The organism is Streptomyces sp. NH27 (assembly GCF_056859195.1).
In genome coordinates this window covers 1-14,149 of the sequence record NZ_JACEGK010000165.1, presented here as the reverse complement: position 1 = coordinate 14,149, position 14,149 = coordinate 1, and the positions used below count along the sequence as shown (strand labels likewise).

Genomic DNA, 14,149 nt, shown 5'->3' with positions numbered 1-14,149 from the left:
CGTCCCACCGAACGGGACCGTCCGAACAGGAGTAGCACGTGTACATCGCCTACGCGGCCATCACCGCCGTCACGCTCGCGATGAACGGCGGCATGGCCGTCGCCGACCTCGCGAAGGCGGACTTCGTCCTCGCCAACTCGGCCCGGGTCGGCGTGCCCACGTCCTGGGCCCGCCCCCTCGGCACGCTCAAGGGCGCCGGCGCGGTCGGACTGCTGCTCGGACTGCTGGGCCTGCCGCTCATCGGCATCGCCGCCGCGATCGGGCTCGTGCTGTACTTCACCGGCGCGATGGCCGTGCACATCAAGACCCGCGTCTTCGCCAACATCGCCTTCCCCGGCGCCTACTTGGCGCTGGCCGTCGCCTCGCTCGCCCTGGCCGTCGCAAGATGAGCGGCACACCCACCCCGCAGCGGCACGCAGCGCCCGCGTTCCAGCACCGTACTGGCGGCACGGGTCGTCGATTCGACGCGATCACCCCGCACCCATCCGTGACCTGCGACATGCCTGGCTCCGGGGCACCAGGACGACCTTGCCGAGGTTGCGCCGGGACTCGATGATCTCGTGGGCGCGCGCTGCTTCCGCGAGCGGGAACTCGGCGAATACGCGGGAGCGCAGCGTGCCGTTGCGGTGGAGTTCCCACAACTCGTCGAGCCAGCGCGCGTACACCTCGGGCCTGCCCCGGGCGATGGCCGCCATCTGGAACCCGATCACCGAGGCGCTCCGGACCAGCAGCTCGTACGCGTCGATCGTGCCGCCGCCCGAGCTGAAGGCGACCAGGCGGCCGCCGGGGGCCAGAGCGCGCACCGCGGGGCCGAGCAGTTCTCCGCCGACCCCGTCGAGGACGACATCGACCGGATCGCCCCAGGACTCGTCGCCGTAGAGCACGACCTCGTCGGCGCCGAGGGCGCGAACGAACTCCGCCTTGTCCGCGCTGCTGACGGCGGCAACCACGCGGGCGGCTTCACCTGCCTTGGCGTACTGCAGGGCCAGGACGCCGACCGCGCTGGCCGCCGCGGTGACCAGGACGCTGTCACCCGGGGCCGGGCGACCCGCCTCGTACGCGCCGCGCGACACCAGGCCGCTGCGGACCAGGGCCACGGCATCCACGGCCGACGCCCAGCCGGGTATGCGCGAGGCCATCGTGTGGTGGATGAGAGCCAGTTCGGCATAGGCGTGGGTGAAGCAGAGACCGGTGACGCGGTCGCCCACGGCGAAACCGTTGACGCCTTCACCGACCGCGGCGACGGTGCCTGCCACCTCGCCGCCGAGCGGGCCGGGCTCGGCGCCCTCGCGCACCTTTCGCACGGTGGGCAACGTGACTCCCACCGCCTCGCTACGGACCAGCAGTTCACCTGGACCGGGCTCTGGAACCGGGACCTCCTCGGTGAAGAGAACCTCGGGGCCGCCATTGACCTCATAGCGGACACGACGCATGGACACCTCCAGGTGTGGCACACGACAGGGAATCGTTGGGATTTCCAATGGATGGCCAGCGTAGAGTCAAGTCATTGGGAAGTCCAACGACTTACGGATACCCTGCTGCCATGACTCGCACCGAACGCCCGGGCGCCCTGGCGCACATCCAGTCCCTGCCGAGCTGGCTGGCCGGCCGGGTAGCGGCGCGCGGTCGGAGCCTGGTCGCCGAGGCGATCGCCGCGGAAGGGCTGAAGCTGCCGCATCACGCCGTGCTCGCGGCAGTGTCCGAGTACGGGCCCGTCGCCCAGGCGGACCTGGTGCGCCGGCTGGGCTTCGACGCGAAGGACCTGGTCCTCCTGCTCAACCGCCTGGAGGAAGCCGGGCTGGCCCGGCGCGCACCCGATCCGCAGGACCGTCGCAAGAACGCGGTGACGGTGACGCCGGCGGGCATGCGGACCCTGGAACGGTGCGCGGAGCTGGCGGAGCGGGCCAACGCCGAACTGCTGGCGCCGCTCAGCGCGGCGGAGCGCCGACAGTTGATGGAACTCCTGACGCGGGTGCACGAGGCATAGGCCCCGCGCCACGCGTCATGTCGAGCCGCGGGAACTGCGCCTGCCCGGTCTCCTCGACGTTGACATCAGACGAACCCGCCGGCCACAGACCCGAATTCGTGACCTGCGGCGTACGGTGCCCGCGTCCCAGCCGTACGGTGCCCGCGTCCTAGCCGTCGGCGGCCGTCGTGCCGCGCCAGCGCGCCTCGCCGTCATGCCACTGCCCGGTGGGAGCGAGCCCTGCGGCGGTGGCGACGGCGGCCGAGGCCGTGTGGTCCGGGTGGATGTGGGCGATCACGGTCGGGACGTGCTGCCCGGCGAGCCAGTGCACCAGCCCGCGCGCGGCCTCCGTGGCGATGCCGCGGCCCTGCCACGGCGTGCCGACCACCCACGCGATCTCGGCGACGCGTCCGCCCTCCCCCGGGCCGACCGTCGCCTGGACCGTGCCCACCAGGCAGCCGTCCGCGCGGAGCCGGATCACCCAGTTCAGCCAGTCCACGGCGGGGTCGGGCGAACCCGCGGCCAGCCGCTCGTACCGTGACCGCAGCGCCTCGGGAGTGGCCGGTTCGCCGCCGATGTAGCGGTGCAGCGCCGGGTCGGCGAGCACGCCCGCCATCTCCCCGGCGTGCCCGGGCGCCAGCGGCAGCAGGTCGAGGCGGTCGGTCGCGACGGGCAGCGGGGTCAGGCGGCCGGCGCCGGCCCGGTCGATCGCCACGTGGCTGCTCCCTCTCCCGGCGTGCGGTCGGGCTCCCGGTGTGTGGTCGGACGGTGCGACCGGCGGTGGCGTCAGGCACGTACGGGTGCCGCGGGTCGCCGCCGGCGGATTCGTACGCGGGTCCGGGCCGTACGGCTCCCGGTTGCAGTTCCACGCGTCCGCGCCGGCCGCGAACGCAGCATACACAGCCCGGGCATCTCACGATGTGGCCTCGTCGTTGACAATGACGACGTGGTGGCAGGGTCCGCGGCTCCACACGGAGCCGGCCGGGCGGGACTTGACGACGGGGAAGGTCGAAATGGCCGGGACGGACAGAACGGGTGGATCGGGCTCGGCGGCCGCGGCGGACGACGCGACGGCCGCCAAGGTGACCGAGCGCGCCGCTCGGGCGGCCGGCGCGCTGTTGCAGCGGCTGCGCGGCACGCAGGCGGCGCGGGGGCGGTCGAAGGGCGGCCACGAGATCGTCACCGACGCGGACTTGCGGGCGGACGCGCTGATCAGGGACGTACTCGCGGCACGCTTCCCGGCGCACCGGGTGGTCAGCGAGGAGAGCTGGGACGGGTGGCGGGACGGGATGTTCGACGGGCCGGTGTGGGTGGTGGACCCGATGGACGGCTCGGCGAACTTCGCGCACGACTACCCGTATGTCTCGGTGTCGGTGGCCTTCGCGGTCGACGGTGTGGTGCGGGCGGGCACGGTGCACGCGCCGTTCCTGGGGCAGACGTTCACCGCGGTGAAGGGCGGCGGGGCGCGCTGCAACGGGCGGCGACTGGCGGCGGCGGCCACGTCGGTGCTGGGCGACGCCCTGGTCGGCACGGGATTCCCGCACCGACGCGACGAGTTGGACGCGGTGCTGGAGCGGGTGCGGCGGCTGCTGCTGAACTGCCGTGACGTGCGGCGCGCCGGCTCGCCCGCGCTGGACATCTCGCTGGTCGCGGCGGGCATGCTCGACGCGCACACGGAGAGCCTGGCGCCGTGGGACGTGGCCGCGGCCGGGCTGATCGCCACGGAGGCGGGGGCTCGGCGCGGGAACCTGCTGCCCGAGCCGTTCCCGCTGCCGCCGGACCTGTCGGGTACGGGCGTCGTCGTGGCGGCGCCGGGGGTGTACGACGCGCTGTGGGCGCTGCTGGCGGCGGAGGACGGGGCGGCCTGAGCACTCGGGGCCACGGACTTCCGCTCCGCCACCCGCCACCGCCGCTCAGGACCGTAGCGCGTGCTCCGCCGCGCCGAGCAGGGCCAGGTCCTCACCGTCCTGGCGCACTGCCAGGCGCAGTGCGGCCAGGGCGGGGCGGTCCGCCGTCAGGCCGGCGGTGAACGGTGGGCCGAGCCGGTCCCACGCTGCCGTGGCGGAGCCGCCGATCACCAGCGTGTCCGCCTCGAAGGCCGACAGCCAGGGCGCCAGGGCGCGGCCGAGCGCGTGCAGGGCGTCGTGGATGACGACTTGGGCGACCGCCTCGCCCTGCGCGGCCCGGGTGGACAGTCCGCGCAGCCCGTCCACCGGCGCGCCGGTCAGCGCGGTGTAGCGGGCGACGAGCGCCCGTGTCGAGACGGCCTCCTCCAGCGGGCGGCCGCCGATGGCCAGCAGGTCGGCGCGGCCTTCGGGCGGGACGCTTCGCCCTTCCACCACCGGTGTGCCGTGGTCGAGGAACGCCGAACCGACGCCGGTGCCCAGGGTGATGGCGACCAGGCGCCGCCCGCGGGTGCCCGTGGTGCGCCATGCGCCGAGCCCGAACGCGTGGGCGTCGTTGAGGAAGCGCAGCCGCGCGGGTTCGCATCGAAGCCGTGGGGCGAGGCGGTCCGCGACGGGCAGCCCGTCCAGGGCGGCGAACTTCCCGACGTCCCGGTAGCGGGCGGTCCCGGTGGCGTAGTCGAACGGGCCCGGCACGGCAACTCCCCAGGTGCCGCGGACCGTTCGGCCGCTCAGGGCGGGCGCGGCCAGCACCCGGTCGGCGACGTCGGCGAGCGCGGCGAGGAAGTCCTCGGCGCCGGTGTCGGGCCGCAGCGGCAGGCGCTGCCGGGTGCCTTCGACGACGCCGGGGCGGTCGGGGTCGACGGCGGCGGCCGTGACATGCGATCCGCCGACTTCGAGCACGGGGACGACGCCGGGCGCCGCGGTGGAGGTCATGGCCGCCTACTGGGGTATCGGGTGGTCGATGAGCGCGGTCGCGATGGTCACCCGCCGCGGGTGCAGCGGCACGGTGCTGCGCTGGCGTTCGAACAGCAGCGTGGCGGCCGCCCTGCCGACCTCGGCCGGGTCGTAGGACACGACGGTCAACGGCAGGTGCAGCAGGTCGGCGAGTTCGATGTCGTCGAAGCCGGCGAGGGCCACCGGCTCCTGGTCGGCGGGCCGGTCGCGCAGGGCGAGCAGCGCGCCGACGGTGTTGCGGTTGTTCGCGGTGAGCAGCGCGGTCGGGCGGTCGGGCAGGGCGAGCATGGCGCGGGCCGCCTCCTGGGCGAGCGCGCTGTCGCCGCGGTGCCGGCTGACGTAGCGCTCGTCCACCGCGATGCCGGCCTCCTCCAGCGCCAGGGCGTAGCCGCGGAAGCGCTCGGAGCCGGTCCACAGCGACGGGGGCAGGCCGAGGAAGCCGATCCGCCGGTGGCCGCGCTCGATCAGCCGGCGGCACGCGGCGCGGGTGCCGCCGAAGTCGTCGACGAGCACGCAGTCCACGTCGATGTCCATCGGCGGGCTGGCCGCGAGCACCACGGGGGTGTCGCGGAGCCGTTCGCCGCCGAGGTGGCTGTGGTCGTGGCTGGCGGGCACGACCACCAGGCCGTCCACGCCGCGGTCCAGCAGGTCGGTGACGACGTCGCGTTCGACATCGGGGTCCTCGCTGGTGCTGCCGAGCATGACGCGTGCTCCGTAGCGCACGCACACCTCCTCGACGCCGACGGCGAGTTGGGAGTAGAAGGGGTTGGCGAGGTTGGTGACCACCAGGCCGATGAGCTCGTTGGGGCCGCCGGAGCGCAGTCCCCTGGCCAGCTTGTTCGGGCGGTAGCCGAGCGCGGCCACCTCGGCGAGCACCCGCTGGCGGGTGGCCTCGCCGATGCCGCGCTGCCCGCGCAGGGCGCGGGAGACCGTCATCGTGCTGACGCCGAGCCGTTCGGCCACATCCCGCATGGTCAGGGACGTCACGGGATCGGGTTCTCTGCTCATGCCACCTGCGCCTTGACCAGGCGAGCCAGGTCCGGCCCCTGGTTCTGCACGCGGTATGCGGTCACGGACGCCGGAACCGCGAGAGTCTCCGCATAGTGTACGAAGTGCCGGTCCCCCGCGGCGGTCGTGACGAGCACGCCCTGCCCGTCGACGACGGTCAGTACGTGGAAGCGCCCGTCGGTGTCCTGCTCGGCGGTGCGGTCCGGGTCGATCGCGAGCCGGCGCACCTCGAAGAACATGTCCGGCAGCGTCCCGAGGAGTTCCTCCCGCCAGCCGTCGCCGCGGTGCAGGGTCCGTGGCCGCTGGACCAGGTCGCGGGGTACGGCCTCGCCGGAGCGCCGCGGGTCCAGGTTGCGGAACGCGTGCTCGACGTGGACGGCGCGCTGCCGGTCGGCGGCGTCCCTGCGCAGCCAGTCGTAGAAGCGCAGGGAGTACAGGTACGGGGTGGCACTGACTTCGAGGACGACGTTGCCCTCGCCGCTGCCGTGCGGGGTGCCGGCCGGCACGAGGTAGAGCTGTCCGGCCTCGGCGGGGAACGTCTGGACGTAACTCTCGATGTCGAACGCCTCGCCGTGGGCGTCGGCGGCGTGCGCGCGGGCGTGGAAGGCGTCGAGGTCGGCGTCCTGGCGCAGGCCGAGGAAGACCTTGCTGTGCTCGCCGGCCCGCATCAGGTAGTAGCTCTCGTGCTGGGTGTAGGGCCAGCCGAAGACGGTGCGCATCTCGTCGGTCCGCGGATGGCAGTGCACCGAGAGATTGCCGCCGCCGACGGTGTCCAGGTAGTCGAAGCGGATCGGGAACGAGGTGCCGAAGGTCTCGTGCACGTCCGCGCCGAGCATGTCCACGGGGGCGAGGGCGACCACGAGTTGGAAGGGCACCTCCACGGTGCGGCCGGTGTCGGTGCCGTCGGAGGAGCCGGAACTGTCGCCGTCGCCGGTGCTGTTTCCGTCGTCGCCGAGCAGGACGCCGCTCTCGGGTGCGATGAGTTCGTAGCCGAGCGCGGTGTTGGCGGCGCCGGCGTTGTGGCCCAACTCCTCCTGGCCCCAATGACCGCCCCACGGTGTGGAGTTGAAGGTCGGCAGGGTACGGAAGGGCTGTCGGGCGAGGCGGCGGCAGGAGGCGCGCAGGGCGTGCCCGCTGATCGAGGCCGGCGTCGAGATATCGGTAACGTCGAACCAGCGGTCGATCCGGGCGGCCGTCGCGTCGCGGTGCCGGTCCTGTAGCGGCCAGTCGATGTAGAACAGCCGCCGCAGGCTGGGGAGTTGGCCGGCGGGTGCGCCGAGGTTGCGGCCGGCGCCGCGTCCGACGGCCGCTTCGGCGTGCCGCTTGGGGACATCGGCCCACCACACCGCGTCCACGCCGGGCGCCGACGCGGCGCCGGGACCGACCAGTACGCGCAGTGCGCCGCCCGCCTCACCCTCCGCCTCGGCGCCCTCGGGCGCCGAGGCCAGTGCCGCCAGCGCGCCGGGCTCCATCAGGTCGGACAGGCTGCCACCTGCGAGTCTGGCGAAGTCGGGGTCGTCGCGCAGCGTTTCGGACTCGGTCAGGCGGCGGATGTCGGCCCAGTCGCGCGCCGCGTCGCGGACGTCCGCGACGGTGACGCGGGGGCGGGCGGCGGCGGCGAGGGCCGCCGTCAACTCGCTTGCGACGGCGTCCCATTCGACGGCCGCGGGACCGTCGACCGCGAGCAGCCGGGCGGTTGGGCCCAGGGTGCGTGCCGCGTCGGCCCATCCCACCATGACGGTGCCGTCGCTCACGGGGTAGCGCGGCCGAGGATCGTACTGCGACGCCTGCACTGTGACCTGTGGACGGTCGACCATGTCACCAACCTCATCGAGATAACGTCAACGTTACGTCTTCTCAAACCCTGAGCACACCTGTACGTTACCGATAACTTAGCAGGCCGCTGAACCCGTGACGAGGGGGTCCCATGGGGATGACCGACACGACGCGAACGGTAAGCCGGCGCACGGCGCTGGCCGGTGCGTTCGCCGGGGCCGCCGCCCTCGCGCTCAGTGCCTGCGAGCGCGGCACGCTCACCAAGCCCGCACCGTCGGACACGCTTTCGCTGTTCAACGACAACCCGAGCTGGACGCCCGGATACCACGCCGCCGGGAAGGAGTTGCGCCGGCTCGGCGGGTACCGGCTGGCGCCGCAGGCCGTGCCCAACGTCAGCAACTACCAGCAGATCGTGCGGATGTCGGCGCAGACCGACTCCACCGCCGACCTGGTGAAGTGGTGGAACGGCTACCGGCTGCGGGACGTCGCCCGCGCCGGCATCCTCGCCGACGTCACCTCCGCGTGGGACGAGGCGAGCAGCCGCGGCTGGTGCGACGACCCGGCGCTGCGCGAGACGTTCACCTCCGACGGCCGGCAGTACGGCGTCCCCCTGTACAAGTCGTACTACGCCGTCTTCTACAGCAAACCGGTCTTCGCCCGGCTCGGCGTCGAAGTGCCCACGACCTGGCAGGAGTTCCTGCACGTGGTGGACACCGCGCACGCGCGGCACATCACGCCGATCTCGTCGGGCGGCGCGACCGGCTGGGAGTCGTCGATCTGGTTCCAGCAGCTCGTCAACGGGCTGGACCACCAGTTCTACCTGGACCTCGCCGCCGGCAAGCGGTCGTACACCGACGCCAAGTGCCGCCAGGCGATGGGACTGTGGAGCGACCTGTACCGTCGCGGCGCGTTCTCCTCGCCCGACGCCTCCGTCTCCGACCTGCCGGGACGGTTCGCGCAGGGCAACACCGCGATGTGCCTGCACGGCACCTGGAACACCGGCACGTTCCTCGCCGCCGGCATCAAGAACGCGGACCTCGGCGCGTTCCTGCTGCCGCCGCCGCCCGGCGGGACGAGTTCGGTGGTGGTGGAGAGCGGCGTGCTGGCGGTGTCGGCCAAGGCCCACAAGCGCCAAGGCGCCCTGGACACCGCCCGCGCCTGGTTCGACCCGGCCGTGCAGAAGGCGTGGACCGGGTTCCTGCGCGACACCTCCGCGGACCCTTCGGTGGTGCCGGACGTGGGGGCGGTGCGCGAGGTCGCCGCGCAGGTCCGCGCGCAGCGGCCGGCCCAGGCCATCCGCTACTGGGAGGCGTCTCCCCCGGTGCTGATCGAGGGAAATGTGCAGGATCTCAGCGCCTTCATGATCGACCCCACGGCCGCCCGGGCCGCGCGGACACTGGCGAGCATGCAGCGCCGAGCCGACAAGGAGTGGAAGGCGTGGAAGTCCTGACCTCTGGAGCCAAGACGGTCCCCCGCACCGTGGCCCGCCGACCCGGGAACCCGGCCCGCGAACCCCGGCACGGCGGCCTGCGGCGCGCCGCCTGGGTGGGCGCGTTCCTCGCGCCCGCCATCGCACTCGTCGCGGCGCTGCTGGTGGTGCCGTTCGCGGTCACCTCCTACCGCAGCTTCTTCGACGACAACGGCATCACCGCCCGCTTCGTGGGCCTGGCCAACTACCGTGCGCTGCTGACCGATCCCGACTTCGGCCGGTCGCTGCTCAACACGGTGATGTGGGTGGTCGGCACGCTGGTGCTGCCGGTGCTGCTCGGGCTGGTGCTCGCGGTGCTGACCCACTCGGTGCGCTGGGGCGTGGTGGCCCGCACCGCCGTGGTCATCCCGTACGCCCTGTCCGGCTCGGCGACGGCGCTGCTGTGGACGTACCTGCTGAAGTCCGACGGCGCCGTCAACCAGACGCTGCACGCCATCGGGCTCGGCGCCTGGCAGCAGGACTGGCTGCTGCACTGGCCGCTGAACACGATCGTGATGATCGTCGCGACGACCTGGCAGTCCACCGGCGCCGCCCTGCTGCTGTTCCTGATCGGGCTGCAGACCATCCCGACCGAGACCATCGAGGCCGCGAAGATCGACGGGGCGCAGGGCATGCAGATGTTCCTGAAGGTGATCGTGCCTCAACTGCGGCCCATGACCGTGGTGGTCGTGGGCATGTCCATCGTCAACAGCCTCAAGACGTTCGACATCGTGTGGCTGCTGACGCAGGGCGGCCCGGGAACCGCGTCCGAGACGCTGGCCCTGACGATGTACCGGCAGACCTTCACCCTCAACCGGTACGGCTACGGCGCCGCGGTGTCCGTCGTGCTGACCGTGGTGGTCGTCGCGGCGTCCTGGCTCTACCTGCGCCGGCAGGTCCAGCCGCAGCGGGGAGGCGCGGCATGACCGGCCGGGTGGTACGCCATGTGCTGGTCGCCCTGGTCTCGGTGCTGTGGCTGCTGCCGACCTGGCTGGTGGTCGTCAACGCGTTCACGCCGTCCAAGCAGTACACCGGCTCGCCGCGGTGGTGGTTCGGCTCCTGGGGCCTGATCCGGAACATCCGCGCCGCGTTCTCCAGCGCCGATGTCGGGCGTGGCCTGCTCAACACCTTCCTGTACGCCGTCGTGGGCGCGGCCGTCGCGGTCGTGATCGCCGCACTGGCCTCCTTCGCCGTCACGGTCATGCCGGTCCGCCGCCCGGCGATCTGGTTCTGGGCCATCTTCATCGGCACCGTGCTGCCGTTGCAGACCTTCCTGTCCCCGCTGTTCACCGGATACGCCCGCACCGGCCTGTACGACACCCAGTACGGCATGGTGCTGATCTACGTGGCGCTCACCGTGCCGTTCGCGTTCTTCGTCAACCGCAACTTCATGATGACGGTGCCGCGGGAGATCTCCGAGGCCGCCCAACTCGACGGCGTCAACTGGCCGCGGATGTTCCTGTCCATCCACCTGCCGCTGGCCAGGAACGCCCTGCTGGCCGCGTTCATCTTCCAGTTCACCTGGATCTGGAACGACCTGCTGTTCGGCATCACGCTCTCGCTCAGCCCCAACGTGCGGCCGGTGATGGCCACGCTGGCGGACCTGAGCGGCAACTACTCCACGGTGGGCCCGCCCGTCGTGCTCGCCGGCGCGCTCGTCGCGTCGGTGCCCACCGTGGTGCTCTTCTTCGTCTTCCAGCGCTTCTTCGTCAACAGCCTGCGCCTGACCTCCTGACCTGCTGACCGCCTGACCCACGACTTCCATGACTCATGACCTCCTGACCGCCTGACCGAAACCCGCGCCCGATGTCCTGACCGAACCACCTTGGGAGAGACAGCTCATGACGACGCGTGCCCTCGTACGCGACCGCCGATGGTCGACCGACAAGGCCCGGACGAGCATGGTCGGCCTCGCCGTTGCGGCCACCGCCCACGCCGGCGGCACCCGGCTCCGCGCCATGCCCGAACACCTGGTCCGGCGCAGCCCGTCCGGCGCGCTGCGCTGCATACGGATACTGATCGACGGCGACCGGCCCGACCACGGCGGTTGGACCTTCACCGCCGAGGCCGCCGGCGGCGGGACGATACCCGTGCAGGCCGTGCCCGCGCCCGGCGGGCAGCGGCTGCTGCTGCCCCTGGAGAGCGCGCCGCGCGATCTGCGGATCACCGCCACCGGCCACGGCACGTCCGCCGTGCTCGCCTTCGTCCTTCAGCCGCCGCGCGAGTGGACGATCCACCTGGTGCACCACTCGCACCTCGACATCGGGTACACCGACCCGCAGGGCACGGTGCTCGGCGAGCACGTCGCGTTCCTCGACTCCTGCCTCGACCTCACCCGCGCCACCGACGACTGGCCGGACAACGCCAAGTTCCGCTGGGCGGTGGAGTCGCTGTGGTCGTTCGAGCAGTGGGCGGCCGCCCGGCCGGCGGCGCGGGTCGCGGAGTTCATACAGCGCGTGAAGGCCGGCCAGATCGAGCTGACCGCCATGCCGTACAACCTGCACACCGACACCTGCTCCACGGACGAGCTGCACGAACTGCTGCGGCTGGCCCGCAGCGTCAAGCAGACCCACGGCATCGACTTCCGCAGCGCCATGCAGACCGACGTGCCCGGCACCGTCGCCGGACTGCCCGACGCCCTGACCCCGCTCGGCGTGCGCTACCTGTCGGTGGCGCACAACTGGGCCGGCCGCTCGGTGCCCAACATGAACGGCGGCGCCCAACTCCCCCGGCTGTTCCGCTGGCGCGCCCCCTCCGGGAACGAGTTGCTCACCTGGATGACCGACAGCCCGCACGGCCTCGCCTACATGGAGGGCCCGGTGCTCGGCTTCGACACCTCCTACGAGATGGTCGACGACCTGCTGCCCGCCTATCTGACCGCGCTCGCCACCAACCCCTACCCGATCCCGCCCGAGCTGTTCGGCTCGCCGGGGCCGACCGCCGGTCACCGCGACCCGTATCCGTGGGACCTGCTGCACCTGCGGGTGCAGGGCCACTTCGGGGACAACGCGCCGCCGCGGCTGATCCTCGCGGAGATCGTGCGCCGTTGGAACGAGACCTGGGCCGCGCCGACCCTGCGGCTGTCCACCAACACCGACTTCTTCACCGACGCCGAACAGCGGCTGGGCGACGCCGTCCCCGTCTTCGAGGGCGACTGGGGCGACTGGTGGGTCGAGGGCGTCGGCTCCGGCGCCCGGCCGCAGGCCATGGTCCGCCGCGCGCAGTCCAAGGTGACCGACGCGACCACCCTGTACGGCATGGCCGCGCTCGGCGCCCCGGCCGGCCCCGCTCCCGCGCACGCCGCGGACGCCCGGCACGGCGCGGCCGACGTCTACCGGTCCATCTCCCTTTTCAACGAGCACACTTGGGGCGCGGCCGACCCCTGGACGCACGGCGACGACGGGACGACGTCCGGCGACCAGCAGTGGCACTGGAAGTACGGCTACGCCCTGCACGGCGACAACGACGCCGACACCTTCCGCGACCACGCCTCGGCCGCCCTGGGCGCCGTACTGCCCACGGCAGTTAACGCCGACGCCACCTACTGGGCGGTCAACACCACATCGGCGCAACGCACTTCCGTCGTCGCGCTGTTCGTGCGGGAGAGCCGCGTCCCGCTGGACCGGGCGGTGTCGGTGGCCGACGGGCGCACCGGCAAGCCGCTGCCCACCGTCGAGAAGCCGCAGATCAACCCGGTGCACCGCGACGCGGGCCGATGGCTGCACGTCGAGGTGCCCGATGTCCCGCCGCTCGGGCTCGTCCGGCTCGACCTCACCGCGGGCGAACCGGGCACCGCCGTCACCCCGTCCACCGACGACCACGCCGAGGACGGCGCACGCGACCGTCGCGTCCCGCTGCCGACCGCCGACGACCTGATCCTGGAGAACGACCACCTCAAGGTGCGCGTCGACCTCGGCCGCGCCTGCGTCGCCTCGATCACCGAGAAGGCCACCGGCCGCGAACTCGTCGACCAGGAAGCCGTCGTGGGCTTCAACGGCTACGTCTACGACACCTACACCTCGGCGCCCGGCTACAACCACCAGGCCAACAAGACCACCACGACCGACGAACTCGAACTCCTCGGCTCGCGTTCCCTGGCCCGGCCCGCCGTGCTGCTCGAACGCGTCGACGACGCCCTCGGCGCGCGTCTGACGTACGAGTACGCGGCCGACGGGGTCCACCTGGCCCAAACCACGGTCAGCCTGGGCCGCGACGACTCCCACCTCGTCATCGACAACCGCTTCGACAAGCCCGCGACCATGGCGAAGGAAAGCGCCTACCTGGCCTTCCCGTTCGCCCTGACCGACCCCGCCGTCCGCTACGAGATCACCGGCGCGCTGACCGGCACCGGCCTCGCGCACGTCCCCGGCGCCCCCCAACACATGCGCGCCGTACGGTCGTTCGTCGCGCTCGGCGACGCCGACGGCCCCGTCGCATGGGTCACGCGCGACGCGCCCCTGGTCGAGCCGGAGACCATCCCCCTGCCGTACGCGCCGTTCCCCGACTCCACGGCGCCCCGGCAGCCGGGCACCCTCTACTCGTGGGTCCACAACAACCTGTGGGACACCAACTTCCCGGCCCAGCAGGCGTTCGACACCACCTTCCGCTACGCGATCGGCGTCCGTCGACCCGGTGAGACCATCGCCGCGGAGGCGCTGGGCCTGCGCACCGCCCAGGAGATCGACCACCCGCTGGTGGGCGTCGCCGCGCACGGCGACCCCGCCGCGGACGACCCGGGCGAGCGCGCGCTGCTCTCCCTCGACGACCCGTACGTGCGGATCGTCGACGCGGCACCCGTCCCGGCGCACGCGGCCGAGGACGGCAGCACGGGCGATCCCGACCGGGCCGACCTCCTGGTCCGCCTCCAGTCGTACGCCACCGAACCCCGAACCGTCCGACTGCGCTGCGGCTTCCCCGTCGCACACGCCGAACGCGCCACCTACCTCGGCGACCCTGCGGGCACGGTCACCCGCGAGGGCGCCGACGTGCTCGTGGACATCCCCCGCCTCGGCACCACCGCGGTCCGCCTGCGCCCGCAGGCACGCGGCTGACCTGTTCCGGGAGCACTAC

General features: G+C 72.7%; 12 protein-coding genes. 7 read left to right on the top strand and 5 right to left on the bottom strand.

Features of this window, described 5'->3' with window-relative positions:
• Positions 1-38 precede the first annotated feature (38 nt).
• Positions 39-389: a DoxX family protein gene (locus AC13HU_RS15810; protein WP_483042500.1), complete on the top strand. Its 351-nt coding sequence runs from the start codon at positions 39-41 to the stop codon at positions 387-389.
• 81 nt (positions 390-470) lie between these two features.
• On the opposite strand, the gene AC13HU_RS15805 is transcribed toward AC13HU_RS15810, so the two are convergent.
• Positions 471-1,433, bottom strand: coding sequence for a quinone oxidoreductase family protein (locus AC13HU_RS15805; protein ID WP_483042499.1), 963 nt, complete (start codon positions 1,431-1,433; stop codon positions 471-473).
• Between the two features lie 110 nt (positions 1,434-1,543).
• Between AC13HU_RS15805 and AC13HU_RS15800 the strand changes: the two genes are divergently transcribed.
• Positions 1,544-1,987 carry a MarR family winged helix-turn-helix transcriptional regulator gene (locus AC13HU_RS15800; protein WP_483042498.1) on the top strand — a complete coding sequence of 148 codons (444 nt, stop codon included), beginning with the start codon at positions 1,544-1,546 and terminating at the stop codon, positions 1,985-1,987.
• A gap of 148 nt (positions 1,988-2,135) precedes the next feature.
• Here the strand turns inward: AC13HU_RS15800 and AC13HU_RS15795 are convergent, their stop codons facing one another.
• Entirely contained in the window at positions 2,136-2,681 is a 546-nt protein-coding gene (locus tag AC13HU_RS15795; RefSeq protein ID WP_483042497.1) for a GNAT family N-acetyltransferase, read from the bottom strand.
• Positions 2,682-2,979: 298 nt separating this feature from the next.
• Here AC13HU_RS15795 and AC13HU_RS15790 point away from each other — a divergent pair, with 298 nt between their 5' ends.
• A complete protein-coding gene (locus AC13HU_RS15790; RefSeq protein ID WP_483042496.1) occupies positions 2,980-3,834 on the top strand; it encodes an inositol monophosphatase family protein in 855 nt (284 codons plus the stop codon).
• A 45-nt stretch (positions 3,835-3,879) separates the two neighbouring features.
• On the opposite strand, the gene AC13HU_RS15785 is transcribed toward AC13HU_RS15790, so the two are convergent.
• The 3 genes from AC13HU_RS15785 to AC13HU_RS15775 are packed head-to-tail and all read right to left on the bottom strand — an operon-like array spanning position 3,880 to position 7,652.
• On the bottom strand, positions 3,880-4,806 hold the full coding sequence (locus AC13HU_RS15785) for an ROK family protein (RefSeq protein ID WP_483042495.1): 927 nt from the start codon (positions 4,804-4,806) through the stop codon (positions 3,880-3,882).
• 6 nt (positions 4,807-4,812) lie between these two features.
• Positions 4,813-5,835, bottom strand: a complete 1,023-nt coding sequence (locus AC13HU_RS15780; protein WP_483042494.1) for a LacI family DNA-binding transcriptional regulator — start codon at positions 5,833-5,835, stop codon at positions 4,813-4,815.
• The gene (locus tag AC13HU_RS15775; RefSeq protein WP_483042493.1) at positions 5,832-7,652 is read right to left on the bottom strand and encodes a class I mannose-6-phosphate isomerase; all 1,821 of its coding nucleotides are present in this window, start codon (positions 7,650-7,652) and stop codon (positions 5,832-5,834) included. The genes AC13HU_RS15780 and AC13HU_RS15775 overlap by 4 nt, the downstream gene beginning before the upstream one ends.
• Positions 7,653-7,768: 116 nt before the next feature.
• Between AC13HU_RS15775 and AC13HU_RS15770 the strand changes: the two genes are divergently transcribed.
• From AC13HU_RS15770 to AC13HU_RS15755, 4 genes are all read left to right on the top strand, one after another.
• A complete protein-coding gene (locus tag AC13HU_RS15770; protein ID WP_483042492.1) occupies positions 7,769-9,061 on the top strand; it encodes an ABC transporter substrate-binding protein in 1,293 nt (430 codons plus the stop codon).
• A complete protein-coding gene (locus tag AC13HU_RS15765) occupies positions 9,049-10,005 on the top strand; it encodes a carbohydrate ABC transporter permease (RefSeq protein WP_483042491.1) in 957 nt (318 codons plus the stop codon). The genes AC13HU_RS15770 and AC13HU_RS15765 overlap by 13 nt, the downstream gene beginning before the upstream one ends.
• Entirely contained in the window at positions 10,002-10,814 is an 813-nt protein-coding gene (locus AC13HU_RS15760; protein ID WP_483042490.1) for a carbohydrate ABC transporter permease, read from the top strand. The genes AC13HU_RS15765 and AC13HU_RS15760 overlap by 4 nt, the downstream gene beginning before the upstream one ends.
• A gap of 106 nt (positions 10,815-10,920) precedes the next feature.
• The gene (locus tag AC13HU_RS15755; RefSeq protein ID WP_483042489.1) at positions 10,921-14,130 is read left to right on the top strand and encodes a glycoside hydrolase family 38 N-terminal domain-containing protein; all 3,210 of its coding nucleotides are present in this window, start codon (positions 10,921-10,923) and stop codon (positions 14,128-14,130) included.
• Positions 14,131-14,149: the final 19 nt, after the last annotated feature.